This window comes from Angelakisella massiliensis (assembly GCF_900104675.1).
GTDB classification, from domain to species: domain Bacteria; phylum Bacillota; class Clostridia; order Oscillospirales; family Ruminococcaceae; genus Angelakisella; species Angelakisella massiliensis.
Window position 1 is genome coordinate 463826 of record NZ_LT629945.1, and the last position, 24852, is coordinate 488677.

Annotated in this window: 21 protein-coding genes, 1 tRNA gene and 1 pseudogene; 7 read left to right on the forward strand and 16 right to left on the reverse strand. The window is 51.6% G+C overall.

The window, feature by feature from the left end:
* Positions 1–13 precede the first annotated feature (13 nt).
* The 5 genes from BQ5383_RS07445 to BQ5383_RS07460 form a co-directional block, all read right to left on the reverse strand.
* The gene (locus tag BQ5383_RS07445) at positions 14–622 is read right to left on the reverse strand and encodes a hypothetical protein (RefSeq protein WP_139193381.1); all 609 of its coding nucleotides are present in this window, start codon (positions 620–622) and stop codon (positions 14–16) included.
* An 80-nt stretch (positions 623–702) separates the two neighbouring features.
* Complete coding sequence (locus BQ5383_RS07450) at positions 703–1917, reverse strand: phosphoglycerate kinase (RefSeq protein WP_071430815.1); 1215 nt, start codon at positions 1915–1917, stop codon at positions 703–705.
* Positions 1918–2162: 245 nt separating this feature from the next.
* The gene (locus tag BQ5383_RS07455; protein ID WP_071430817.1) at positions 2163–3470 is read right to left on the reverse strand and encodes a CitMHS family transporter; all 1308 of its coding nucleotides are present in this window, start codon (positions 3468–3470) and stop codon (positions 2163–2165) included.
* A gap of 190 nt (positions 3471–3660) precedes the next feature.
* On the reverse strand, positions 3661–3801 hold the full coding sequence (locus BQ5383_RS21070; RefSeq protein WP_172724601.1) for a hypothetical protein: 141 nt from the start codon (positions 3799–3801) through the stop codon (positions 3661–3663).
* A gap of 56 nt (positions 3802–3857) precedes the next feature.
* Positions 3858–4538 (reverse strand): response regulator transcription factor, encoded by a 681-nt coding sequence (locus tag BQ5383_RS07460; RefSeq protein ID WP_071430819.1) that lies wholly within the window; start codon positions 4536–4538, stop codon positions 3858–3860.
* A gap of 260 nt (positions 4539–4798) precedes the next feature.
* On the opposite strand from BQ5383_RS07460, the gene BQ5383_RS07465 reads away from it, so the two are divergent.
* Positions 4799–6976 carry an ATP-binding protein gene (locus tag BQ5383_RS07465; protein ID WP_071430821.1) on the forward strand — a complete coding sequence of 726 codons (2178 nt, stop codon included), beginning with the start codon at positions 4799–4801 and terminating at the stop codon, positions 6974–6976.
* A 157-nt stretch (positions 6977–7133) separates the two neighbouring features.
* Here BQ5383_RS07465 and BQ5383_RS07470 read toward each other — a convergent pair whose 3' ends face one another.
* Complete coding sequence (locus tag BQ5383_RS07470) at positions 7134–8372, reverse strand: NAD(P)-dependent oxidoreductase (protein WP_071430823.1); 1239 nt, start codon at positions 8370–8372, stop codon at positions 7134–7136.
* Positions 8373–9068: 696 nt separating this feature from the next.
* The gene (locus BQ5383_RS07475) at positions 9069–10349 is read right to left on the reverse strand and encodes a hypothetical protein (protein WP_071430825.1); all 1281 of its coding nucleotides are present in this window, start codon (positions 10347–10349) and stop codon (positions 9069–9071) included.
* 469 nt (positions 10350–10818) lie between these two features.
* Here BQ5383_RS07475 and BQ5383_RS07480 point away from each other — a divergent pair, with 469 nt between their 5' ends.
* Complete coding sequence (locus tag BQ5383_RS07480; RefSeq protein WP_071430827.1) at positions 10819–11319, forward strand: MarR family winged helix-turn-helix transcriptional regulator; 501 nt, start codon at positions 10819–10821, stop codon at positions 11317–11319.
* Positions 11320–11554: 235 nt separating this feature from the next.
* Positions 11555–12733: a MalY/PatB family protein gene (locus BQ5383_RS07485; protein ID WP_071430829.1), complete on the forward strand. Its 1179-nt coding sequence runs from the start codon at positions 11555–11557 to the stop codon at positions 12731–12733.
* A gap of 198 nt (positions 12734–12931) precedes the next feature.
* Here the strand turns inward: BQ5383_RS07485 and BQ5383_RS07490 are convergent, their stop codons facing one another.
* The 3 genes from BQ5383_RS07490 to BQ5383_RS07505 form a co-directional block, all read right to left on the reverse strand.
* Positions 12932–13222, reverse strand: a complete 291-nt coding sequence (locus BQ5383_RS07490; protein WP_235821955.1) for a DUF1294 domain-containing protein — start codon at positions 13220–13222, stop codon at positions 12932–12934.
* Complete coding sequence (locus BQ5383_RS07495; protein WP_071430831.1) at positions 13216–13767, reverse strand: hypothetical protein; 552 nt, start codon at positions 13765–13767, stop codon at positions 13216–13218. Before BQ5383_RS07495 ends, BQ5383_RS07490 begins: the two co-directional genes overlap by 7 nt.
* Before the next feature lie 535 nt (positions 13768–14302).
* Complete coding sequence (locus tag BQ5383_RS07505) at positions 14303–14521, reverse strand: hypothetical protein (protein ID WP_139193382.1); 219 nt, start codon at positions 14519–14521, stop codon at positions 14303–14305.
* 408 nt (positions 14522–14929) lie between these two features.
* Between BQ5383_RS07505 and BQ5383_RS07510 the strand changes: the two genes are divergently transcribed.
* Positions 14930–15793 (forward strand): pyridoxamine kinase, encoded by an 864-nt coding sequence (locus BQ5383_RS07510; protein WP_071430836.1) that lies wholly within the window; start codon positions 14930–14932, stop codon positions 15791–15793.
* Between the two features lie 61 nt (positions 15794–15854).
* The gene (locus BQ5383_RS07515) at positions 15855–16469 is read left to right on the forward strand and encodes an ECF transporter S component (protein ID WP_071430838.1); all 615 of its coding nucleotides are present in this window, start codon (positions 15855–15857) and stop codon (positions 16467–16469) included.
* A 133-nt stretch (positions 16470–16602) separates the two neighbouring features.
* Here the strand turns inward: BQ5383_RS07515 and BQ5383_RS07520 are convergent.
* The 4 genes and pseudogenes from BQ5383_RS07520 to BQ5383_RS07535 form a co-directional block, all read right to left on the reverse strand.
* Positions 16603–17454: pseudogene (locus tag BQ5383_RS07520) on the reverse strand (IS3 family transposase); the annotation flags it as partial.
* Positions 17442–17792 carry a helix-turn-helix domain-containing protein gene (locus BQ5383_RS22000; protein WP_071430839.1) on the reverse strand — a complete coding sequence of 117 codons (351 nt, stop codon included), beginning with the start codon at positions 17790–17792 and terminating at the stop codon, positions 17442–17444. The gene BQ5383_RS22000 and the pseudogene BQ5383_RS07520, both read right to left, overlap by 13 nt.
* A 126-nt stretch (positions 17793–17918) precedes the next feature.
* On the reverse strand, positions 17919–19289 hold the full coding sequence (locus tag BQ5383_RS07530) for a TrkH family potassium uptake protein (RefSeq protein ID WP_071430841.1): 1371 nt from the start codon (positions 19287–19289) through the stop codon (positions 17919–17921).
* Positions 19290–19394: 105 nt separating this feature from the next.
* On the reverse strand, positions 19395–19808 hold the full coding sequence (locus BQ5383_RS07535; protein ID WP_071430843.1) for a bis(5'-nucleosyl)-tetraphosphatase: 414 nt from the start codon (positions 19806–19808) through the stop codon (positions 19395–19397).
* Positions 19809–20705: 897 nt separating this feature from the next.
* Here BQ5383_RS07535 and BQ5383_RS07545 point away from each other — a divergent pair.
* Positions 20706–20782, forward strand: a tRNA-Arg gene (locus tag BQ5383_RS07545).
* Between the two features lie 206 nt (positions 20783–20988).
* Here the strand turns inward: BQ5383_RS07545 and BQ5383_RS07550 are convergent.
* Together BQ5383_RS07550 and BQ5383_RS07555 are read right to left on the reverse strand one after the other, a co-directional pair.
* The gene (locus BQ5383_RS07550; protein ID WP_071430845.1) at positions 20989–22431 is read right to left on the reverse strand and encodes a site-specific integrase; all 1443 of its coding nucleotides are present in this window, start codon (positions 22429–22431) and stop codon (positions 20989–20991) included.
* Positions 22432–22496: 65 nt separating this feature from the next.
* Positions 22497–22718 carry a helix-turn-helix domain-containing protein gene (locus BQ5383_RS07555; RefSeq protein WP_071430847.1) on the reverse strand — a complete coding sequence of 74 codons (222 nt, stop codon included), beginning with the start codon at positions 22716–22718 and terminating at the stop codon, positions 22497–22499.
* 945 nt (positions 22719–23663) lie between these two features.
* Between BQ5383_RS07555 and BQ5383_RS07560 the strand changes: the two genes are divergently transcribed.
* Positions 23664–24728, forward strand: coding sequence for a YqaJ viral recombinase family nuclease (locus tag BQ5383_RS07560; RefSeq protein ID WP_071430849.1), 1065 nt, complete (start codon positions 23664–23666; stop codon positions 24726–24728).
* The last annotated feature ends 124 nt before the right edge of the window (positions 24729–24852 follow it).

A 24852-nucleotide genomic window follows, 5' to 3' on the forward strand; every position in this document is an offset into this window, starting at 1 on the left:
CTGCTTCTCCTTTTTACATCTCAGGGCCATTGTTGCCATTCTGATTATTGCTGTTGTTGTAAGGAGGCTGCTGGCCATAAGGCTGAGCGTTATAAGGAGGCTGATAGCCGCCCTGATAGCTGGGCTGAACCTGCTGGCCAAAACCGGTAACGGAAACCGGAACGGTATTGCGGGAGAGCATCAGGCAGATGGCCTGAGCCAGAGAGGAAAAGATCACCGACAGCACGATGTACAGAACCTCTTTGCCGGGAGCGTAGTCCTTATAGAGATAGAACAGGGCAATCAGCTGGAACACCATCAGAGCGATGCCCGCCAGACCCGCCAAAGCGCTGATGAAGGGGATAAAGGAGCCTACAAAAACACCGATGTAGCCCCACAGCAGGATCTTGGAGAAAGGCATCTGCTTGCCGGTGAAGGTATAATAGGACCGTTCAGCCAGCAGGCCCAGAATATAACCGTTGGCGATGGGGATCCACGCCAGCCAGGGATTGGGAATACCCGCGTTCTTGGCCATGGTATACAGGCCAATGGAGTACAGGATATAACACGCTGCCGCAAACAGCAAAACAAAAATCAGAACTCCGCCCACAGCTGCCACAGCTGCTGCATAACTACTACTCATACTGCACACTCCTTCAATATTGTGTCGTCAAGTCAAGGGAAGGCCCCTTTCCTTCTGCGCAACAGGGAAAAATCATAAAATCAGCCTTTGTCCGCAATGCAGCCGATTCCAGGAAGCACCTTGCCCTCCAGATACTCCAGAGAAGCGCCGCCGCCGGTGGAGATATGGCTCATCTTGTCGGCAAAGCCCAGCTGCATCACAGCGGCCACACTGTCGCCGCCGCCGATGATGGTGGTAGCGTCAGTCTCTGCCAGAGCCTGAGCAACAGCAATGGTGCCCTGAGCCAGCACAGGGTTCTCAAAGACGCCCATGGGTCCGTTCCAGACCACAGTCTTGGCGGTTTTGGCTGCCTCAGCAAACAGCTCCCGGCTCTTGGGACCAATATCCAGGCCCATCATGTCGGCAGGCATCTTGTCGGAATCCACCACAGATACGTCCACCGGACCATCAATGGGATCGGGGAAGCTGCGGGCAACAACGGTATCCACCGGCAGAACCAGCTTGACACCCTTCTCCTCAGCCTTCTTGAGCATATTGGCGCAATATTCCACCTTCTCCTCATCCACCAAAGAGGTACCGATCTCATAGCCCTTGGCCTTGAGGAAAGTGTATGCCATACCGCCGCCGATGATGAGAGTATCCACCTTGGTCAGCAGGTTGTCAATTACATTGAGCTTATCGGCTACTTTGGCGCCGCCCAGGATGGCCACAAAGGGACGGACAGGATTTTCCACCGCATTGCCCAGATAGGCGATCTCCTTCTGCATCAGGTAGCCCACAGCAGTTTCCTTGACGTAATCGGTAACGCCCACGGTAGAGCAGTGGGCCCGGTGAGCGGAACCAAAGGCATCATCCACATACACATCCGCCAAAGAGGCCAGATCCTTGCTGAAGGTGTCGATATTCTTGGTTTCCTCCTTGCGGAAACGGGTGTTCTGCAGCAGAACCACATCGCCGTTTTTCATAGCGGCCACAGCGGCTTTGGCATTGGGTCCCACCACCTCGTCATCATTGGCGAAAACCACTTCCTTGCCCAGCAGCTGAGACAGACGGACAGCGACAGGAGCCAGAGAGAATTTCTCCTCAGGACCGTTCTTGGGTTTGCCCAGATGAGAGCACAGAATCAGTTTGGCGCCTTTGTCCATCAAATATTTAATTGTGGGCAGGGCGGCAATAATGCGGTTATCATTGGTGATGACTCCGTCCTTCATGGGAACGTTGAAATCACAGCGAGCCAGCACCCGCTTGCCGGTAACGTCCAGGTCTTCCACAGTTACTTTGTTGTAAGTGTTCATAGTCCATGTTCCTTTCCCGGTATTGTGAATTTTTAGGATTTGCCTTCTCCGTTATTGTATACCATGGATAGCTTTTTTGCAAGAGTTTTGACCGGTTCCACAAAGCCCTGAGGAACAATTTGTCAACTTTTTATCATATTTTTTCTTTCTGCTCTGTCCTTTCATATCAATTTTTCGTAAAAATGACATTCCCCCGGTATGACCGTCCAAAAACGGTATCCGGGGGAATGTCATGAGGAGAGAATTTACAGAACAGGAAGGTTCCCTGTCACAAAGCCCATCATCATAAAGATGGCGAAGATGCCGATGCACCACTTGAAGATATAGCCCTGATACTGAGCCAGGGTGATTTCAGTTTTATCCATCAGCAGATAGATAAAGGGTACCAGCGGGCTGAGGAAGTGGAACGCCTGTCCCATCAAGGCCGCGAAGCCGATCTGCAGATTGGTGAAGCCATAAGCCTCCGCAGTGGCGGCCAGGGGCGGAAGAACTCCATAGTAAAAAGCGTCGTTGTTGAGCAGATAGGTGCCGGGGGCGCTGATGAAAGCGATGATGATAGCGAAGTAGCGTCCCAGGGATTCCGGGATGATGGAAACCAGCAGCTGGGCAATGGCGGCGGACATTCCCGCATCTTCGGGGCCATTGAGCACGCCCATGAGCACGCCCGCGCCCAGGACCATCATAACGACGTTGATCATATCAGGCGCAATGGAGGAGATGACATTTCTCTGCACCTTCTGGTTGGGATAATTGACCACCAGGGCGATGGCGGTGCCCACGCCGAAGAGAATGGCCGAGGAGGCAAGGCCCATTACCAGGAAAACGATGATGGCGGCGGTCAGCAGCAGGTTGAAGAGGATCAGCTTGGGGCGCTTCCAGGCCATCTCCTCGGCGGAAACTTCCACTTTGGTAACGGTATTCTCCACGTTCTGGGTGACGCCCAGGCGCTTGCGTTCCTTCATGCCCAGGTAATAGGAAACACCGATGACATAGATGGCGGAAAGGACCATACCGGGCACCAGCGGCGCCAAAATCTCACCGGCATCCAGCTGCATCACTGACATGACCCGGGCAGTGGGACCACCCCAGGGGATCAGGTTCATGATACAGTTCTGAAGGATGATGAGTGTGGCCAAATAGATCTTTTTGATTTTCAGCCGGTCATAAATGGGGATCATGGCAGTGCAGCAGATCATAACGGTGGTGGTGCCGTCGCCGTCCAGGGAAACAAAGGCCGCCAGCACAGCGGTACCTACCAGCACCTTCAGGGGGTCGCCCTTGCACCAGGACACCACCTTGTCCACCATGGGATCAAACATACCGGCAGTGAGCATGACGCCAAAGTACAGAATGGCAAAGGTCATCATGGCAAAGGTGCTGGCCACATCCTTGATGCCTGTCATGGCATATTCCAGGGTGTCCCAGCCATAGCCGGCCAACAAACCGAACAGCACCGGAATAATGATCAGAGATGTGAACGGGCTGAGTTTTTTAGCCATGATCAGGGCCATGAAAACCACAATCATGCCGAAACCCAGAAATGCGAGATACATGATAACAACTCCCTTCCCTCCGGCGCAGCGATGGTCCGCCGCCGGACAACACAATTTGCGCTCAGTATAGGGGGGAAATCTTAAATAAAGGCGGGAAAAACCTTAAAACCCTGTAAGAAACCTCATATTTGTTCAAAATGTATTCTTTTGTTTTTTAAAACTATGTTTTTCGACGAAAAATCAAGCCTCCTCATCCCTTGTTTTTCAATGCAGCAGCAGTTTCTTCTTTTTTCGCAAAAAATAACTGCCTTCCGGCAGAACCAAACAGTCCTGCCGGAAGGCAGCATAAAGCGTAAAGTATAAAGAGGCTGGAAATATTTTCAGCGGTCAAAGCACTCCCGCCATCAGCGGGTGCATCCAGCTTTCCCCCACTTCTCTCCCTGGGCCTTACGGGACAAAGCGATACCCCAGGCCCCGGACAGTGAGAATATGTTTGGGATTCTGCCGGTCCGTCTCCACCTTGCTCCTCAGGCGGTTGATGTACACCATGATGGTATCGTTGTCTACCGGCCCAGCATCGCCCCAAACACTTTCATAAATCATGTCCTTGGTGAACACCTGATTGGGGTGCCGCAGAAACAACAGCAGCAGCGACCGTTCCCTGCCGGAAAGATTCAGCTCCTCTTCCCCTTTGAAAAAACGCATCGCCCCGCTGTCCCAGGAAAAGGGACCGCAGGAGGAGACCGCAGGAGCGGCGCGGTTCTTGGTACGGCGGATGAGCGCTGCCACCTTTGCCCCCAGCACCAGGGGACGGAATGGCTTGGTGACATAGTCATCCGCTCCCAGAGAAAGGCCATAGAGAGAATCAAAATCCTCGCTGCGTCCGCTGACGATCATCACCGGCGTATCAATACCCTTGCCCCGAAGGCGCTTGAGGACATCAAAGCCCTCCAAACCGTCCATGTTGATGTCCAGCAGGATGGCGTCAAAGCTTTCCTGCTCCAGCAGTACCATGGCCTGCTCTCCGCTGCCCGCCACCACAGCCTCCAGGTCATTGGCCGCCATCACTTTCACCAGCAGCTTGCAGATGGCCGGATCATCATCCACAATCAGTACCCGGTCTCCCATTTTCCTGACTCCCCCTTTGGAAAGCATTGATCGGCGCCGGAACACTCTTTTCCAAAGCTCTGTCCTCCCCTGCTGCGGACGGACAGTATAAAAACGGGTCCTGCCCCGTCCCGCTTTTGATCCCCGCCAATGTTTTGTCGGCCGCTTTATCGTTGCGGCTGTATCTTGATCTTCTCGCCATCGCTGTACGAATTTTGTCAAATCCATTATAATATAGAATGCAAATCAAGGTCAATGACCTCTGGCAAAGGAGGCGGCTTATGAGGGAAAAGGTCCGGGAGGCTCCCATCCGCAACTATGTGGCAGCCGGTATCCTGGCGGTGACCACCGCGCTGTTGGGGCTGGTGGTATTTCTGTGTGCCGACGGCTGGCAGGAATACCAGGATTCCATTATAGATAATCAAAAGGAACAGATGCTGCTGACCACCGAGGCGCTGTGCCGGAATATGGATATCTTTATCCGGGATGCCCAGTCAGATCTGGCGGTACTGTCCCGGCTTTCCCAACAGTCTTATATGGAGGGAGATTTTCAGGATCAGCTGTTTCGCTCCTACATCAGGGAACATGACGGCTTTACCACCGACATTCTCATCACCGGCGGCAGTCTGGACGATGTTCTGTACAGCGCCCAAAACACCACCATTGAGGAAATTTTCCGTCATGGCTCCACCGATGAGGGTCAGGTGGTGCAGATGCGCACAGGGGATGGCAAACTATGCCTGATGCTGGGTCAGAGCTGCGGGGAGGGGCGTACCCTTTGGCTGCTGGTGGATCTGAAGGACTATTTTGAGACCCTCATTTCCGACATTCGTCTGGGGAACAACGGCTATGTGCTGGTAAAGAACTCTCAGGGCCTGATCCTGATGCACCCGGATTCCCAGCAATACGGCATTGATGTGATCGATGACCGGAAGAAGCTTTATCCCGGCGTGGACCTGACCAGCCTGGAACAGCTTATTGACGCCCAGCTGGAGGGGGGCAGCGGCGTCATGGAATATGATTCCTACTGGTGGATGGACCCACAGCTGCCCCGGGTCCACAAGGTGGCCGCCTGGGCGCCTGTACCCATCGGGGAGGACTTTCTGGTGATCAGTTCGGTGATGGATCACTCCGATATCGATATTCCCACCGCTGACAGCATTACCCGGATGGGTTCTGCCGCCCTGCTGCTGGCTGTGGCGGTGCTGGCTCTGAGCACCTATCTGGTCAAGCTGCTTCATGACCGGCGGCTCAGTCTCCAGGAGATCACCCATCTCAAGGAGCGGGGCACACTGCTGGAGCAGCTTCACCGCAGTCAGGAGGCCATCGCTCACCAGCAGCGGCTGCAGATCGTAGGTACTATGACCGGGGGTATCGCCCACGAATTCAACAACCTTCTTACCCCCATCCTGGGGCACGCGGACCTGATGCTGATGGAACTGTCTGAAGACTCCCCGCTGTGGGAAAGCGCGGTGGAAATCTCCGACGCCGCCGCCCGGTGCAAGGAGATCATTCAGCAGCTTTCCGCCCTGAGCCGTAAAAATGTGGAAGCCGCTTATCGCCTGCTGCCCGCTGACGCTGTGATCAATCGGGTGATGAAAATGGTGCAGTCGGCCTGCCCCTCCAACGTTCAGATAATCACCCGGGTGGAACTGGAAAATGTGATGATTCTGGGCAACGAAACCCAGCTTCAGCAGGTGATCCTCAATATCTGTGTCAACGCTTTCCAGGCTATAGGCAGCGGGGAGGGAACCCTCACCATTACCGCTGCAGTCCTTTCACCCCGGCAGCAGCAGGCGATGGAAATGCTGACCGAGCAGCAGCGTGAGATCCCCCATCTTTCTCTGGTCTTTACCGATACTGGCTGCGGCATGAGCAGCGCTACCCTGGAGCAGATTTTCGACCCCTTCTTCACCACCAAAAAGATGGGACAAGGCACCGGTCTGGGGCTTGCCCTTGCCCAGCAGATCATCCAGGCCCATCACGGCATCATCTACGCTCAAAGCGCCCTGGGACAGGGCAGCTCCTTTTACCTGCTGCTGCCGGTCAGCGGCTCTCAAACAACAGAGGCTGTCACTCCCGTCCGTCATACAGGCGGAGTGCTTTCCATCCTGCTCACCGGGGAAAACCCCAAGGTGCTGGAGCCTCTGGCTGCCGGCCTGCGGGAAAAAGAGGTCCGGGTGGCCACCTGCAGCTGGAACGAGGTGGAAGGACAGCTGGCTCAGAACAATTTTCAGGTGCTGGTGATGGACTGCGGCCAGCAGCAGGATACCGTCCTGTCTCTCTGTACACATCTGAAAGAAAGCGGCAGCCGGATCCCACGACTGCTGCTGGCCACCAAGCTGACAATGGAAACCGCTCAGGCCCGTCAGCAGGGCTTGCTGCAGCAGGTGCTCCTCCAGCCGGTATCCGACCAGGAGGTATTTCTGGAGGCGCAAAAGCTCTCAAAGATGCTTTAAAGCAGAGAAGAACAGCAGAGACCCTATGGCCATACCTGCAAATCCATCTTCTTGCCCCAAAGTGATAGATCGCATAGGTCAAGCACAGACAAAGCCGGGACACAGTTTTTTAAGCTGCATCCCGGCTCTTGTGACATTTCAGGCTGGAAAACGTCTGTTATTTCTCTTCTGCCTCCGGCTCCCGCAGGGACTGCATATACCGGTCCATGGCGTCCGCCACATCCTTGGAGTAACGAACCGCTTCCACCACTGTTCTGGCCCCGGAGACCACATCTCCGCTGGCAAAGATACCGGGCCGTGAGGTCTGGCCGGCACTGTCGGTGGTCAGCAAGCCGTTGGAAGCGGTGTTAAGACCGTCGGTGGTGCTGACAATGCGGTTGAGGGCGCCCTGGCCGATGGCAATGATGACACTGGTGCAGGGGAAAAGCTTGGGCTCACTTTGGCTGACGCGGTTGCCCTGTTCATCAAATTCCGATTTGCGGTACAAAACTCCCTCTTTTTGAATCTCCACCGGCACATAGCCATAGTGGAACTCCACCCCATCCGCCACAGCATAATCCACCTCACGGCTGCTGGCAGCGGCCTTGGGACCCCGGCAGAAGAGGGATACATGACGTACCCCCTGGCGCAGCGCGGTACGGGCCACATCCATGGCGGCATTGCCCGCACCAATGACCACCAGCTGGTCCCCCAAATCGTAGACGTCGGGATTGACCAAATAGTCGATGCCATAATGCACATGGCCCAAACTTTCCCCGGGGATTCCCAGTCTTCTGGGACGCCAAACGCCGGTGCCGATGAAGATGGCCTGATAGCCATCCCGCTGAAGATCATCCACCGTCAAAGCGCTGCCGATGGAGGTATTGGGACGAATCTTGATCCCCAGTCTGGTCAGCTGGTCCCGATAACGATCCAGCACAGACTTGGGCAGACGGAAGGCGGGGATACCGTAGCGCAGCACGCCGCCAATCTTTTCCCGTCCCTCAAACAGTGTCACCTCATAGCCCCGCTGAGCCAGAATGACAGCAATGGTGATGCCCGCCGGACCGCTGCCGATGATGGCGGCCATCTGTCCCTTGGGAGGCTGGCAGGTGAACTGAGGATGGTCCAGATAAGCATCGGAGATATAATTTTCAATGCTGGAAATATGGACCGGAGCGCCCTTGCGTCCCAGAACACAATGGCCTTCGCATTGTTTTTCGTGATCGCACACCAGGGAGCAGACAATGCTCAGGGGATTGTTGTCAAAGAGCATTTTTCCCGCCTCCTCCTTCTGGTTATGGAGGAACATCTGGATCATATCCGGGATGGGAGTATTGATGGGGCACCCTTTTCTGCATTGGGGGACCTTGCAGTTGAGACACCTTCGTGCTTCGTTTACCACATGAACAGCCATATCTCATTCCTCCTGTTTCTTTTCCGGGAGCTTTCCCGCTTCCCAGTTTGGAAAGCTCAGATTGTTAGTGTTTTGTCACAATATTATTATTATTTTTTGTGCACTTTTATTATACTGTGACTTTTTTCCTGCTGCAACCACAGAAGTGTCAAAATATATCCCGGCTGAAAAATTTTGTTTTACAGCACGATTGATGCTGCTTTTTTATAAAAAGTCATGTGAAATTGTCCCAAGTTTTCCCACTGTCTTCAGCTGCGTTCTCAAAAAAACCATCTTCCCCAGGTTTCAGTTTATGGTTTCAAAACAAGGCTCCTTAAAAATATATCCCCCCCAGCAGGCTGCTGCCCAGGGAAATTTTCCCCGTCCGTCCTACACTTAAAAAACCTAAAAAACAACCCGCCTGAGACCTTCACAATCTCAGGCGGTTCAGCATCTCGAAAAACCTATTTAAAAGAACAAACAAAGCTCAAAATCATAATCATAAAAATCAGGACATGAGCCTGATTTTTATACCACGACCCGCGCCCACCGGGGCGCGAAACCGGGGGTATCGCCGCTGGTTTCGTCAGGAACCAAGCGGCGTATCCAGGGGGACTGGGTCCCCCTGGAAGCGTGTCGACTTTTCGACACGCTTAAACCGCCGGAGACCTTCACAGCCTCCGGCGGTTCTTTGTTGTATTTTTGGGAACAGAATTCTTATTCCGCCGTGCTCTCGGAGGAAGCTGCCTCCTCGGAGGATGCTTCGCTGTCGGAAGCAGCACTTTCGGAGGCTGCGCTCTCGGAAGCGGCGCTCTCAGCGGCTGCGGCATTTTCCGCAGCCAGTGCCTCGTCATAAGCGTTGGTATCGGCCACTACCTTTTCGGGGGTGAAGGTGTTGAGCACATCGGCGCTGTAGGAGATGGACAGCTCCTTGCTCCAGGAATCCGCCAGATCATTGTATTCCTCCGCCTTGACGGTGGGAAGCATCTGCTCATAATAATTGGAGATCAGCTCATCGGAAGCCTGGGCGGAGCTGAGCTTCTTGACCACGATGATATAATGATCATCCTCGATCTTGGCAATGCTGTTATCCTCCGCCTGGTTGAGGTGGTCAATCAGGACGGTGGGATAGTAATAGCCGTTATCCACTTTGTCCACGACCATATAATACTCTTCATCGGAACCCCGCTCCGGCAGCTCCTCTCCTTCAGCCAGCTCACTGGAAGCCTTCTCAAACAGCAGGTCGGCCATGTTCTCACCGCTGAGGGCCCGCTGATAGTAGCTTTCTGCCAAGGTCTGCACTTCGCCCACAATGCTCTCTTCCAGCGGCTCATAGGTGGTGGTGTCAATTTTATAGAACACCAGCATTTCGGCCAGATTATAGTTTTCATCAAAGGTGGCGCGCTTCTCCTCAATGGTGGCGCCGTATTCTCCGCCGTCGCTGTAAAGATGCTGGAACAGCTTATAAGATTCCAGGGACAAGCGGTTATAATCCATCACCGCCTGCTCACTGACGCCGGTAGCCCGGTACAGATCTCCGCTCTGGGCATAGATGCTGCGGGCATAGCTCTCGTAGGTGCTCACATCACTGTCACTGAGGGTCAGTCCCAGCTCCACAAATTTCTTGTGAATGGCAAGCTGACGGGCCGCGGCGGCAGAAGCGAACTCTTTGATATAGTCCGAACCGCTGATACCATCCAAATCGGTGGCAAGCACGTCATCCAGGCTGCTGATCAGGGGATTGACCGCAACCGCCTTGCTTCCTGCCTCGTTGATGCCGGTCATGATATCAATGATATACACGCCGACGGAAATGCTGTCCTCTCCCGCTGTAAGGGCAGCGGTGGTATCCTGGGCGTTGGTTTCCACCGGCTGTTCCTCAGCCTGGGAGGAACTGACGTCGGAAGTACCCACAGCATTGCTGTCTCCTGCGCATCCCACAGCGGTCAGCATCAGGGACAATGCCAGCAAAAATGCCAGCACTTTCATTTTTTTCATGTTGTTCTCTCCATTCCGCCCTCTCCGCAGGCATTTATTACTATTTTGAATAAGAATCCCAACCGCCCGGAGAAAGCGGCGGCGCAGCAAATGAATCTTCGCGTTGACAATATTTCATTATACACATCATTCTGCCGCTTGTCCATAAAAAATATGTGAACGTCTTTTCCCCTTGGAGCTCTCTGGCGATGCTTTTGCCGCTCATTGTATTTTTCCCCTGCCGGCCCCGGATTGCAATGAAAATAAAATTTTGTTATGCTATCCTTGTACACAGCGGACTAAAGTTGTATTCCCCGGAAAACCATTTTAAGTTCTGCATTCCGGGGATATTATCACAGACAAAAAAGACACTGCCGCCGCGTTGAAAAGGTCTATGGCGCCCAAACTCCGCTTGGATATATGAGCCATCGCATCCTTTTTTCTGCGGCAGCCGTCCTGTTGTAAAACCCTTCGTGGAAGGAAGAAAAATATGCAAGACAAACGTTATCAGCTGTTTATCAGGCTTTTGGACGCCTTTGATCAGGGATGCTCCCTGACGGAAGAATACGACGCCCTGCTTCATGATTACAATGGGGTCATTCTGTTCCAGGCGGAATCCCAGATGATCAAAATGATCGGCAACCATCCTGGCATCACCGCCTCGGAAATCTCCAAAACCTTTGACAAAACCAGCAGCGCTTCCTCCCAGCTGATCCGAAAACTGAAAAAAAAAGGATGGGTACGCCAGCAGCGCAACAAAGACAACAACCGTCAATACAATCTCTTTCTCACTGAGGAGGGGGACGCCATCTACCGCAATCATCAGCAGTTTGAGCAGGCCTGTTACCAGCGTACCTTTCAGGGCCTGGCGGATTTTTCCCAGGAGCAGCTGGAGACCTACATCGCCATCCAGCACCGGCTCAATCAGTCCTTTCAGCTGGATGTGGAGGAAAGCCGCAGCCTGGGAAAAAAGCGGGATTTATCTTTGTAAGCCGCCGTTTACACTCCCCACAAAGCCTTCTGTGTTTGGAAAAGCTTCTGCCCACCGCAAAATCTCAGGACATTTTTCCACAGAAGTTGACTTTGCGGCAGGCAAAGAATATAATTTAATTCGCTAAATATATAAGTTACTTAATCATTTTGGATTGTCGCTTTTGTCCTTCCAGCTCCTCCTTGGGACAGGACGGACACGGAATAAAGATCAAAACAAAGGTGGTAAGGAATCGATGCAGTATAATTTTGACCAGATCGTTGACCGTTCCGGCACTTACGCCTGCAAGCTGGAGGCTTTGCCGGAGGGCGCCCCCGCCGACGCTATGCCCTTGTGGGTAGCGGACATGGATTTTCCCTGCGCTGAGCCCATTATCAAGGCTTTGCATGAGCGGATCGACCGGAAAATTTTCGGTTATACCATGTATGAGAGTGAAGATGCCAGCAATGCCATCACCGGCTGGTACAAGAAACAGTTTGATTGGGATGTGGCCAAAGAGGATATCTTCTTCAGCCCCGGCGTAGTGCCTGCCCTGGCGGTTCTGCTCCGCTTCCTCACCCAGGAGGGCGACGGCGTCATCATCCAGCGGCCAGTTTATCATCCTTTCACCAACAAGATCATCGGCAATGGCCGCAAGATCGTCAACAGCCCCCTTCTTTATCATGAAGGCAAATACACCATTGATTTTGAAAACCTGGAGAAATGCTTCGCTGATCCCACCGCCAAAGGCATGATCCTATGCAGCCCTCACAATCCTGTGGGCCGGGTCTGGACCCCTGAGGAACTGCGGAAAGTTGTGGACATCGCCAAGAAATATGGCAAATGGATCATCTCTGATGAAATCCACTCCGATCTGGTGCGCAAGGGTGTTGTCCATACCCCGCTGCTGAAGCTGGCCCCTGATTATGCCGATAACATCGTGGTGTGCACCGCCCCTTCCAAGACCTTTAACCTGGCGGGAATGGTCCTCTCCAACATTGTCATCCCCAATAAGGAGTGGCAGAAGGAGTGGAATCATATCGTCTGCGACCAGTTGTCCATCTGTGACGCCAATCCTTTCGGCATCACCGCCATGATCGCTGCCTATACCCAGTGTGATGACTGGCTGGAGCAGGTGAAGGATTATATTGACGGCAACATCCAATATATCAAGGACTTTGTAGCGGAGAACCTGCCCAAGGCTCATGTGGCCGACGCCCAGGGAACCTATCTGGTTTGGCTGGATCTGAATGCCTACGAAAAGGATCCCAAAAAGTTGGAGGATCTGATGCACAATGTCGCCCGGGTCGCCTTTGACGAAGGTTATATCTTCGGAGAGGAAGGAAACGGCTTTGAGCGGATCAATGTGGCTACTCCCAGAGCCAACGTGGAGGAGTGCATGCGGCGGGTGAAAGCCGCTCTTGACACTCTCTGATCAAATGAATCGCAAAAAAGCGGATTGAGATGTGAAAACAGCGCAGCCCCGGTTTTCGAGGCTGCGCTGTTTTTGTGATGTAAAAAAGCAGATTCATCCTCAGCGTGGGAAGAATCAAAGCGCCGGGAGCTGTCTCCGTTTGGGAGCGCCTTTTCCTTTCTTGTCCGCTGTATGTATCATCAGCAAAAATATTCCTTTTCAGAACTGACTGAAAACCAGCGCTACCAGTACACACTGGAGCAAAAAAATCGCCGGCAAACCCCAGGAAAACTTTTTATGCCGGGTTTTGTGATGGAAAACCTCCATTCCCAAAATGGAGCCAAGGCTTCCTCCCAGCGCGGCAATCAGCAGCAGCGTCCGCTCCGGCACCCGCCAGCGGCCCTTTTTGGCCATCAGCTTGTCCCAGCCCATGGAAAGAAATCCCGCCAGGGTCATTACTGCCAGATAAAGCATGACCGCCCGATAAATCCAAGGAAGCTGCGTCACCATCCCATCCACCTCCCCCAAAGTTGGGTAAAGAAGCCGCTCAGCTCTTCCCATGCGCCCTGAGGGCCATATTGGATGGTTAAATAGGTGCCCACAAATACCGCCCCCGCCGCCAGGCCCAAAAGTACCCAGAACAGGGTATTCCGCCGGGCCACCGCCACATAGCGGTCCTCTGTCACCATATAGCCGGTAATGTGATAAAAGGCTGATGGAAAAGCCTCCGCGTCGTATACCGGCAGGCAAAATCTGTGAACACCGCTGATCCGGGTAACATAGCCAATGGCAGGACGTTTTGTACGGGTACACAGCACGCCCAGACAATTTCCCCGCTGGAAGGACCAATTGGGGTCCCGCCGCTCCAGGTCCCGCAGCGGCTCCCGCCCATACAGCGGGGTAATGATTTCCTTGATGTAACTGCCCATGGTATCCACCTCCACCCGCTTTTTCAAACAGGTGCGGCGGCTGGCCGCGTCCTCTACAGGCCGCAGCGCTCCCAGGCAGGGCAGGTCCTGTTCCTGCCGGTCCTTCAGTGCCCAGATCTTCAGCATTGTTTCTACTCCATTCCCTTGGGGAGGCTTTTGAAAAGCCCTCTTTGTAAATCATTATACTGTTGGGAATGTGTCCTGTCAATGAAAGAACTCAGCCGCCATTGCGCCGATACCTGTCCCTCTTTGGAAATATGGGAAGCGGAGACGTGTGCATCAAAACTGAGGGCGGACAGGGAGCTTGCGGGAAGATCCATCCATGGAAAGATGTACCTTCGGCAATCTGCCTCCATAAAAGCTGCAGCGGTCCGGCAGGACAAAGGATGCCTGCGGCTCTTTCCTCAAACAGCTTTTTGCAGGCAGGGCAACTGCGGTGAAGCGTGCTTTCTGTTTTTTGTTTTGATACAGACAAAACGACTGGCTGCTGTTCTGCGGCACCGTCATCCCTTTGGGCCTTGACGTCAAAAGCTGAAGGGCGCCCCCACACTTACAGAATGAGGACGCCCTTTTTTGAGTTTGTTTGAAAGCAAAAATTGGTGCCGAAAGGGATTTTTCTCCTCATCCGGCCATCAACGTTCAAACATCTCAGGATGTCAGATCAGCCCAGAACGTTGGACGCAACGCTGTCCACGACTGTATTGACCATCTCTCCCATAGCCCGGGCCGCCTTGCCCGCGGTACGCTTCATCGCTTTGCGGCTGCTCTTCATGGAACGGGCGTTCATGGCGTAGGCTGCCGCGCCCGCCGCCAGTGTCACTGCCGCAATTCCGGCTGCCGCCGGGATCACATTTTTGTGGCTATTGTGATGCATCATCATGACTCCTTCCGCGGCCGGTACTGTCAGGAATGCTTCCGGCCGCCGTCTGAGCCTGTTCGGTACAAGCAGCGCCTATTTGCTTCCTTTCATCCGTCCGCAGGGATTAGTTTGTCCCGAAAAAAGAGGGGGATACATGAGAATGTTGTAAAATTCAGCCACTTCTTTTCTACTGATTGCACAATCAAGGAGAAAGCTTAAGCATGAATATTGTGCATCAATTCCAACCGCATATAAGATCGATGGTGACAGCGAAATTTTTCATGGCAAAAGTGCTGAAACTATGCTATAATTAGCAAATCTTACTTGTTCAACTGCCCTAAATTCAAAAAGCAGATGGCTCCCTCCGGCAGAAATTGAACCGATCCCTGCTGTCCCCTTATAATACCAATCAAAGAGAGGTTCTCAAATATGGCTGTCAAACCCCTTCGCGCTGCCGCTATCCATGATCTGTCTGGCTTTGGACGGTGTTCCCTGTCAGTGATCCTTCCGGTGATGTCGGTAATGGGCGTACAGGTCTGTCCCATCCCCACTGCCGTTCTCTCCACCCACACCGGTGGTTTCGGAGAAGTTGTCCGGCGGGACCTGACCGACTACCTCCAGCCTTGTCTGGATCATTACCAGCGTCTTTCGGTGAATCTGGACTGTATTTATACCGGTTATCTCAGCTGCGTGGAACAGGTAGATCATTGTCAGGAATTTTTTTCCGCTTACCCCGACGCCCTCAAGGTAGTGGACCCGGTGATGGGAGACCACGGCAAGCTGTACCGTTCCTTCACCCCACAGCTGGTGGACGGCATCCGACGCCTGGCGTCAGAGGCGGACATCATCACTCCCAACCTGACTGAGGCTTCCATCCTTTTGGAAACGGAGCTTGGCGGCGAAGAGCTGACGGTGAGCAAGGCCCGCAGTGTGCTGACCCGCCTGAGCCAGCAGGGGCCCGGCAGAATCGTCATCACCGGCGTTACCCTGGCTTCCGGTGAATACGCCAACATCTGCTATGACCGGGAGCACAGCACCTTCTGGAAATCCCCCAGTGATTACCTTCCGGTAATCTATCCGGGAACAGGAGACCTGTTTGCCGCGGTGCTGACAGCTTCCCTGCTTCAGGGAGACAGCCTGCCCATGGCCATGGACCGGGCCACCCGGTATGTGGAACTGACCATCAAAACCACCTATGGCTACAGCACCGATCCCCGGGAAGGTGTCATGCTGGAGCAAACGCTGGAATGGCTCACCCATCGGGAAGTGCCCAGAGGCTACAGCAGCCTGTAACAAAAGAGGATCTCTCCCATCCGCGCACCGCTCAGACCGGTGCCATTGAGGAGGAGAGCATATGAACAAGAAAATTACTGTCTATGATATGGCTGTGGTTGGCCTGATGGCGGCCATGGTATTCGTTTCCACCGCCCTGCTGAAAATCGGTCCCATCATGACCCCTGCCGGGCCTACTCAGCTGAAAACCGGCAATGTGATCTGCCTGCTGGCCGGACTGCTGTTTGGAGGCTGGCGGGGAGGACTGGCAGCAGGTATCGGTTCGGCGCTGTATGATCTGTCTGACCCCACCTTTGCTCCCAGCGCCCCTTTCACCCTGGTATTTTTCTTTGTGATGGGCGCTCTGCCCGGCCTGATCTCCCACTTGGGCGGCAGGGACGGTCTGAACCGCAAGTGGAACCTTTTGGGCTGCATCGCCGGCTCCGGCAGTTATCTGGTGCTGCACCTGGGCAAAAGTCTCATCACCCTGCTGCTGGAAGGCAGCGATTTCCGGGCCGCTGTCACCGCCTGTACCGTCAAGTTCATTACCTCCGGCATCAACGCCGTGTTCGCCATTGTGGTGGCTTTTCTCCTGGCTCCCGCGCTCCATTCCGCTTTGGAAAAGGCCGGTGTGATGCAGAAGCTCCGTCACGGCCACAGCCACACTGCTCCCCAGCATCAGCAGGCGCAAGGGTAAAGCTTTAACGAAAAAAGAAAGCAGACAAAAGTCTGTATGCATACTATTTGCATCTGTGCCAAACAAAAAACAATCCATCATCCATTTTGAAGTGACCCCAAAAAGTTAGACAATATTTGAAAGTAAAAATTGTCTAAGCAGCCGAAAGGGCTTGTTGTCTGTGAAGAGCAGGCGGCAAGCCCTTCAGCTTTGCCTTGATGCGGCGGTTGTTGTAGTAATCCAGATAGTCCAGCAGTTCCCGCTTGAAGTGCTCCATAGATTCAAATTCTTGCAGATACAGCAACTCACTTTTGAGTAAGCCAAAGAAATTTTCCATAACAGCATTATCCAGACAGTTACCTTTGCGGCTCATACTCTGTTGAATTCCTTTCTTACGAAGCATACGCTGGTACTGCTTATGTTGGTATTGCCAACCTTGGTCGGAATGAAGGATTAACTCTGTTGCATCTGGTATTGTTTCAAAAGCCTTATCCAGCATGGTAGTAACCATACTCAGAATCGGTCGGTCAAAGATGGCATAACTCACCAAATACCCGTTGTGTAAATCCAGGATTGGAGAAAGATAGAGCTTCTGGCCAAATAGGCTGAACTCTGTCACATCGGTGACCCATTTCTGGTTTGGCTCTTCAGCACAGAAATTCCTGTTTAGCAAATTAGGAGCAATTTTGCCCACTTCTCCCTTGTAAGAATGATATTTCTTGATTCTGACACGGCAGACTAAGCCTAATTCTTTCATAAGCCGCTGGACAGTCTTGTGATTGCAAATAAATCCACGGTTATGTAACTCAGTTGTGATACGGCGGTACCCATACCGTCCTTTGTTCTCGTGGTAAATCAGGGTGATTTCTGCTTTGACTTCCTTGTATTTGTCTGGTACCCTCATCTGCTTCAGATGATAGTAGAAGGTAGCACGAGGAAGTTGAGCGATTTCGAGCAGAAACGACAGCGAGAATTCATGCCTCAGTTTTTGAACTACCTGCGCTTTTTGTGCTGGCGTCGCTCTTCTTCCAAAACCAAGGCTTGCAAGTTTTTTAAGTAAGCATTTTCTGCTCGTAGCCGCTGAACCTCAGCGAGTAAATTCTCTTCCACTTTGCTTGGCAGTCTCTCCGTTTCGCCCGTACTCCTGCGTCCTCGACGCTCTATAGCAAGGCCTTCCGGACCTTCTTCCAGATAAATCCGTTCCCAGCTTTGAATGCGTCCATGTCCATGGACTTCGTATAGCTTGGCAGCTTCCTCATAGCTAAGGCCATCTTGCATGACTGCCTCAACCACCTGCTTCTTGAATTCTGGTGTATAACGTTTGTTTGGTATTCCTTTTGGCATAATAAAGCACCCCACTTCTTAGTCAGTATATCATACTGTCTAACAAATGGGGTGCAGTTCAAAGGTTCTGATGCTCACTTTTTGTTTTAAAAACAGTAGTGGAGCAGGGAAAAAGCATCCCGACATTCAGCCAATAAGAATCTTTCCCTGAGGCAGCACCTGCTTGGCGCTGCTGTTCCGCATGGCCAATGAGACCGCCAATGAAACCGGCCCCACCCGTCCCAAATACATGGAAAGGATCAGCACCATTCTGGAAAGCATGCCCAGTCTGGCGGTCACTCCTGCGGAAAGTCCCACTGTGGCAAAGGCGGAAACCTCCTCGTATACAATATCAATACTGTTTACCTGGTTATCCAGAGCGAAATGCATCAGCATGGAGGAAAAAATCACCACGGTCAGCGCCAGAAACAGCAGTGCCATCGCCTTGTATACCGCTTTTTTATCCAGCTTGTGCCCCATGATAATGGTATCCTCATAACCACGCATCACACTGCTGACGGTCATGAACATCACCGCCACTGTTGTTACCTTGATACCACCGCCGGTAGAAGCAGGGGCCGCACCAATAAACATCAGGGCAATGGAGATGATTTTGGACAGATCTGTCATTCCCGCCTGATCGATGGTGTTAAAGCCGGCGGTACGGGTGGTCACTGATTGGAAAAATCCGGCCATTACCTTATCTGCCGGGGACAGTTCTGCCATAGTGGCGGGATTGTTCCACTCCAAAATGCTGATAACCACGCCACCCAAAACAATCAGCAGCACGGTCATGAACAGCACCACCCGGGTATGGAGGGAGAGTGTATGGGTACGACGGTATTGATACAATTCTCTCCATACCACAAAACCCAATCCGCCGAAAATGATCAGCAGCATGATCGGCAAACACACCATTGCCTGATCCGCGTATCCTGTAAGGGAAACGAACGCGCCATGGCGTCCCATCAGGTCAAATCCCGCATTGCAGAAGGCGGAAACAGCTGTAAAAATGGAAATATAAATTCCTTCCGCGCCATATTCCGGCACAAAGGTAAAGGCCAGCACCAGGGCGCCCAGGCCTTCAATGGCAAACGTCACCACCATGGCAGTTTTTACCATGCGTCTGGCATCGGCAAAATTATCACTGTTGACCGATTCTTTTGCCAAATCCATACTGCGCAGCCCCATTTTCCGGCCGATTGCCATATTGAAAAAGGTGGTAAGGGTCACAAGCCCCAGCCCGCCAATCTGGATCAGCAGCAAAATAATAATCTGTCCAAAAACGCTCCAATATAAATAAGTATCATATACCACCAAACCGGTAACACAGGTAGCGGAGGTGGCGGTAAACAGCGCATCGGGAAACGGCGTGATCACACCACTGCGGGAACTGATGGGCAGTGTCAGCAGAACCGCCCCAGTGAAAATAACCAGCAAAAAGCTCAGACAGATCAGCCGAACCGGGCTGGCCTTCAGCAACCGTTTATGTGGTGTGGAGGGCTGATTATTAAACATATCAAAAACCTTCCTTCCTGAAAATGCTGCAGCAGCCTGATGAAAAAAGGATCGTTCTCCCGCCGCGCAGAAAAACGACCCCGCTCAAAAAGCTTCCCCCTATTCCTACTGAGGAAGTCCCAGACGTTTTTTGGCCAGGCGAATCAATCTCTTATCATTGGAAAAAGTGACCATTTCTCCCGCTTGGTGAATGGGAACCCAACGAACCTCGCTGATTTCCTCCTCCTGCCGCACCAGTTTGTCTTCCAGCGCGCGGCCCAAAAAATACACCACCTGTTTTTTCACTCCCGGCTTTGGAAAATACTCCACACTTTCCCGAAAGCCATCCAGCAGTGTGATGGATACGCCTGTTTCCTCCTTCACTTCCCTCATGGCAGTTTGCTGCTCATTCTCCCCCTGCTCCACATGGCCTTTGGGGAAAGACCAATGACCGCCAAACCGATGGCGCAGGAGGATCAGGTCATACGACTCCTCATTTGGGCGGAACACCAAAGCTCCGCAAGACTTTTCTCTTCGCATAGAACTAAATACCTTTCTTCATTCTGCCGTTTTCGCAAAACAGCGGCGCTGCCCCATTGTCCGTTTTTTCGTTCCATCGGCAATGCGGCGGCGCTGAATCATCGGCACGCTGCACTTCAATAAAAATTCTCCACGTCATCAGCAAACGCGCAGCAACGATGACAAAACATCGCTCACAGAAGGGCGCATGCCTTCCCCTCCTGTTTATAACACATTTACTATACCATTAAAGCAAGGAAATGAAAAGACCTATAAAGGATTTTTTATTCTTTTCCGGCCTTTTCCACAAGGCTGTATTTCCTGCCCGGCTTGACAAAATGCTGCACGGGCGGTAAAATTATTTTTAATCCTGTTTGCGCAGGCTCAAATTACTTTTGCAGCAGGCATTTTTTATGGTCTTTCCCCGAATATGCCTCCGTAGTTAAATGGATATAACAAACCCCTCCTAAAAATCGAACCGTTCGAATCCCGGAGCCTTGTATAACTGAATAATTTGTGTATATGCCCCCGTACCTCACCAGGATAGAGGGTCCGCCTCCTAAAAATCGAACCGTTCGAATCCCGGAGCCTTGTAAAATTGAATAAATCCTGTATATGCCCCCGTACCTCACCAGGATAGAGGGTCCGCCTCCTAAGCGGCAGTTCGTTCGAATCCTGTGGAGCCTGAAAATTGAATATTTGTTGTATAAGCCCCCGTACCTCACCGGGATAGAGGGTCCGCCTCCTAAGGTGGCGTTACAACAATCAACTCTGCTCGGTAGTTGGGTGTCAAAAACTTAATATTTATAAATGTCTGCGTAGCTCAGTTGGATAGAGCGACCGCCTCCTAAGAGAACTAACTACGGTTCACTAAAGGAGGCGGCGTGGGATAACTTTGTTAAGTTCAAAATTTAATATGTGCCAGTAGCTCAGTTGGATAGAGCACCGCCCTCCTAAGGCGGGTGTCGGGGGTTCAAGTCCCTTCTGGCACGCCAGACAATCATTGTCGGATAAGGGTTTCCGGCGTTTTTGCTTGCTTACAAGTTGCGATTGTAGGCAAGCAATTTTTTTGCCTTTCATTTATGTTCCCCATCCTTTTTTCGGGCTAACACAGCTAAGGTTTTTGCTCATACAGGAAGGCTGTTTTTGAGGTGAAAATCAACCCTGCTAAGGTTTTTGAAGCCTTCTGCGGAAATTTGCGCTAAGGTTTTATGGCCGCCAGCAATTTAGTTAACAGCTCTGGATTATCCTGAATGATACGAAGTAGTTCTTCTGCGTCCTGCTGTGGTTTGGCATCTCCGCCCTTGTGATAATCCTCTTCCATCTTTTGCGCGATTTTTACTTGATCGTCGTCATAAGCTTTTGAATAGCGGATTACCATATCAGGTTCTGCCCACCCGCCTGCTCGCATCACCGCTTTCAGATTGCCGTTAGAAACTTGCATTTTCTTTGTGGCGCTGGCAGCACGGACACTATGGAAAACAACATCGTCCAATTTGTCTTCTGGGACGCTGGTAAACTTATAACCATTTTCACGCATTTCCACAATAATATCTTTAAACTTCCGGTTCAACTGCTCCTGCATGATAGGACGTCCATTGGGCTGGCAGATAATTAACTGATTGTCTTGATAATCGTCGCCGAAGATATTGGCAATCATTTCTTCCTGCATTTTCTTCAGCTGATCAAGCTTTTCAATCATAAGGTTGTTCAATTTGCTAAACCTCTCCGTAGCTTCTGTCTTGGGAGCTTTCAGAACGACCACCGTTTTGTTGTATGCGTTCATAATTGGAAAAGTATAGTAAATGATGAGTTTCGGCAAGTTGAGATTCTTTTTCGCCACCCTATCAAGTGCTTTGTAAATGTGCAAGGTTTTCTCAGTCCGGTTGTAATCCGGCCATTGAAGCCCACCTACTTCTCCACCACGAGTTGTGCAGTAATACTGAATGGCAAGAGCAACATGTATCGTGTATCGCTCATAGTCACTTGGATCGTCAGTGTAATCCAGTATCCATTCAAATTCATCGGGTGAAAAGGCTGGACGCTCTTCCTCCTTATGTTCGGGAAGATCCGCGTCATTAAATGGGTTTTGCCGAATGTACTTCCACTTTCGAGCTTGATTAAAAGCAGTCCGGAGTACCTTATGGATGTCACGCACAATAGCAGAGGTAACATGCCCGCCTTTATCACTACCCTTTTGTTTCCCTCTGTTTGCCACGAGAGGGCACTCTTTGATCAGAAAATCATAGTAAGTATCGATCATTTGTGTAGTAATATCGACAATCTTGTGCTGACCAAAATGGGGGTAAACATAGTTAATCATTCTGGAGCGGGAGCTGGTATAGTACGAATCACCCCAATGCTTTGTTCCATATTTCTCAATGAATTCTTCCATGTATTCTTCGAGAGTCGCATCTGTAGGGTTATCGCCAGCATTGTTGGAAACAGCTTTGACTACTTGCTTCTTCGCTTTTTCACGCGCCTTTTTTCTCTGTTCACGCCACTTCTTTTCTTCAGCATTTTTCTTGTCACGCAATTTCTCTGCCTGAGATGCCGTCAGTCCCGATTTCATAACAGGATGCCTGTCGTCACCTTCGTAGTATGTGACAGCGTATTTCCCATTTCGTTTGCTAATGCTTGCCATTACACTTCACCTCCCCAAAGAGAGATGGTGCAGTTCTTTTTATAGACTAAAGATTCCATATTCGATTATTCCTCCATTTGAGACGATTGGTTATCCAACCATGCATCAAAAGAGGCCTTAGAAACCCGTATGCTTCTGCCAATGTGGACAATCTTAAAGCTACCGGAATTGCACAGTTCGTATGCTTTTTTCCTGCTGACACCAAGAATATCCATTACTTCTGCAACAGTATAGGTCCTCTTTGCAACAGTTGGATTGGTGAAATTTTCTGTGCGTCCGATCGTCATTACCTCCCTTCTTACAATCGGACGGATTGAGGAATCCATAGTCTGTAATAGCACCTTAATTATATAATAATAGGACCCTCAATTCAATCCGATTATTTATTTCTGGATGGTCAAAATCACTTTCCAAAGGCCATTTCCTGCGCCGGGGCTTTCCGCCGCGTATTGCCAGGGCCCGCTGTGCGGTATTTCAATCGTGGGCGGGCTCCATGTGGTCATCGCACACTGTCCGCGATCCCTGTATAACTCCAATGGAAAAGGTTATGGGGCTTGTCAAGGTACAAAAAGAGCGTGCAGACTGACTATGGAATCCCATGCCATGTCTGTACGCCCTATATATAGGAGATGGCGGCCAAATTTCTGCAAATCCTGTGCCTTTAGATAAATTTATTTGCATATTGCCATTTTCAGTAACAGAAATATACTATATATAGACGATATTTCTTGACTAACGCAAGATGTTGTGCTACACTGTTTCTGTAATTGATTTTTGTGCGCCCCCCTTGTGGGATACAGACTTAGTTTCTGTACCGCGGATTGAAAAATCTGCATTGCACACGCAGTCAAGATTGTACTTGTGCCAGTAGTATTACTGCGCCCCTCTGGGCCAGTATATTACTGGCTTTTTTATTTTTCCGGGACTTTTGTTCCCATCAGCGAGGATGACTTTGGTTCATAGGCAGCTATGGACATCAGGCGTTACGCCCATTGTCACCCTCGCTTTTTTTCTGCCCAAATGCCGGAAACGGCTTTGAGGATATACCAAAATTACAGAAAGGCAGGTATGAATATGAATGTAAAAAAGCGGAGTCAGGAGTCTCTGACGAGTAAGAGGAAACCGATGGAGAGCTGGCGGCAGTATCAGAAACTGAACCAGTCCGCACAGAAGCATTGCCCGGTGATTCGGGTGCCCGTCATTCCCCGCAGGACGCGGAGGGGGTGTTGAGTATGCCGGCAGGCAGTGTGGCTGTCAAAGAGCGGCATCAGCCCATGGTGCTGGTGGATACGGCAGGCTTGTCCGAAGAAGAATGGCTTGCCTACCGCCGGAAAGGTATTGGAGGCAGCGATGTTGCAGCTCTGCTGGGCATTTCACCGTGGCGGACGGCCCGGGATCTGTTTTATGACAAGCTGAACATTGCCGTGGTCGAGGACCATGAGGACAACTGGGTGGCCCTGGAGATGGGACACCTGTTGGAACCGCTGGTGGCGAAGATCTTCCAGCACCGGACCGGCTACAAGGTCTATCAGATCAAAAAGATGTTCCAGCACCCGAAGTATCCCTGGATGCTGGCGGATGTGGACTACTTTGTAGAACTGCCGGACGGCACCACCGCTATTCTGGAGATCAAGACCACAAACTACAACGCCAAAGACAACTGGTGGCTGGATGGTGAGGAAACCATTCCGGCCTACTATGAGTCCCAGGGGCGGCATTACATGGCCGTCATGGATGTGGACCGCTGTTTCTTCTGCTGCCTGTATGGCAACAACGAGCAGGAAAGTATTATCCGTGATATGCAGAGGGATCTGGCCTATGAGGATGAGATGATTTTCCTGGAGCAGAATTTCTGGGAAAATCATGTGCTTACCAGAACGCCGCCGCCTTACACCGAAGATGGAGACCTCGTGATCGAGAGCGTGCGCCGGTACACTGGCCCCGCTGACAAGGAGGCCCCCGCTGTGTCACTCGATTTATCTCTGACGGCCAAGCTGATGCGTTTTCTCCAGCTTCAGGAGCAGAAAAAAGGCGCAGAAGCCGGCAAAAAGGAAATCGAGGAAGATATGAAGCGGCTGAAGGCTGCCATCATTGCCAAAATGGGGAAAAGCTGCAAAGCCATTTGCCAGCAGGATGGGGTGAACTATACCGTCACTTACAATCCGATACGAACCCCTGGTATCGACAAGGATAATCTGAAACGGTTGAAGCTGGACCACCCGGACATTTACGAACAATATGTGACTGTCTCAGTGTCACGCCGGTTCGTAGTCAAGTGTGACGGCGAGGCGGCATAAAAGGAGGGAAAAAGAAGTGATCCATATTTCGTCGCGCCAGTTTCCCATTATGGGATGCTGGCGTTTTTGTTTGTCGTTTTTTAGGGAATTGCCCCGGAACGTGTCACTGCCGTTCGCCACCCAC

What these genes read in the sequence shown, in the direction of transcription:
- BQ5383_RS07495 (WP_071430831.1), bottom strand. Translation starts at nt 13,767, where the DNA reads ATGCTGAAGATCTGGGCACTGAAGGACCGGCAGGAACAGGACCTGCCC.
- BQ5383_RS07445 (WP_139193381.1), bottom strand. Translation starts at nt 622, where the DNA reads ATGAGTAGTAGTTATGCAGCAGCTGTGGCAGCTGTGGGCGGAGTTCTG.
- BQ5383_RS07560 (WP_071430849.1), top strand. Translation starts at nt 23,664, where the DNA reads ATGCCGGCAGGCAGTGTGGCTGTCAAAGAGCGGCATCAGCCCATGGTG.
- BQ5383_RS07510 (WP_071430836.1), top strand. Translation starts at nt 14,930, where the DNA reads ATGGCTGTCAAACCCCTTCGCGCTGCCGCTATCCATGATCTGTCTGGC.
- BQ5383_RS07555 (WP_071430847.1), bottom strand. Translation starts at nt 22,718, where the DNA reads ATGACGATCGGACGCACAGAAAATTTCACCAATCCAACTGTTGCAAAG.
- BQ5383_RS07550 (WP_071430845.1), bottom strand. Translation starts at nt 22,431, where the DNA reads ATGGCAAGCATTAGCAAACGAAATGGGAAATACGCTGTCACATACTAC.
- BQ5383_RS07490 (WP_235821955.1), bottom strand. Translation starts at nt 13,222, where the DNA reads ATGGTGACGCAGCTTCCTTGGATTTATCGGGCGGTCATGCTTTATCTG.
- BQ5383_RS07470 (WP_071430823.1), bottom strand. Translation starts at nt 8,372, where the DNA reads ATGGCTGTTCATGTGGTAAACGAAGCACGAAGGTGTCTCAACTGCAAG.
- BQ5383_RS07465 (WP_071430821.1), top strand. Translation starts at nt 4,799, where the DNA reads ATGAGGGAAAAGGTCCGGGAGGCTCCCATCCGCAACTATGTGGCAGCC.
- BQ5383_RS07480 (WP_071430827.1), top strand. Translation starts at nt 10,819, where the DNA reads ATGCAAGACAAACGTTATCAGCTGTTTATCAGGCTTTTGGACGCCTTT.
- BQ5383_RS07455 (WP_071430817.1), bottom strand. Translation starts at nt 3,470, where the DNA reads ATGTATCTCGCATTTCTGGGTTTCGGCATGATTGTGGTTTTCATGGCC.
- BQ5383_RS07485 (WP_071430829.1), top strand. Translation starts at nt 11,555, where the DNA reads ATGCAGTATAATTTTGACCAGATCGTTGACCGTTCCGGCACTTACGCC.
- BQ5383_RS07475 (WP_071430825.1), bottom strand. Translation starts at nt 10,349, where the DNA reads ATGAAAAAAATGAAAGTGCTGGCATTTTTGCTGGCATTGTCCCTGATG.
- BQ5383_RS07515 (WP_071430838.1), top strand. Translation starts at nt 15,855, where the DNA reads ATGAACAAGAAAATTACTGTCTATGATATGGCTGTGGTTGGCCTGATG.
- BQ5383_RS07535 (WP_071430843.1), bottom strand. Translation starts at nt 19,808, where the DNA reads ATGCGAAGAGAAAAGTCTTGCGGAGCTTTGGTGTTCCGCCCAAATGAG.
- BQ5383_RS07450 (WP_071430815.1), bottom strand. Translation starts at nt 1,917, where the DNA reads ATGAACACTTACAACAAAGTAACTGTGGAAGACCTGGACGTTACCGGC.
- BQ5383_RS07460 (WP_071430819.1), bottom strand. Translation starts at nt 4,538, where the DNA reads ATGGGAGACCGGGTACTGATTGTGGATGATGATCCGGCCATCTGCAAG.
- BQ5383_RS22000 (WP_071430839.1), bottom strand. Translation starts at nt 17,792, where the DNA reads ATGCCAAAAGGAATACCAAACAAACGTTATACACCAGAATTCAAGAAG.
- BQ5383_RS07505 (WP_139193382.1), bottom strand. Translation starts at nt 14,521, where the DNA reads ATGATGATGCATCACAATAGCCACAAAAATGTGATCCCGGCGGCAGCC.
- BQ5383_RS07530 (WP_071430841.1), bottom strand. Translation starts at nt 19,289, where the DNA reads ATGTTTAATAATCAGCCCTCCACACCACATAAACGGTTGCTGAAGGCC.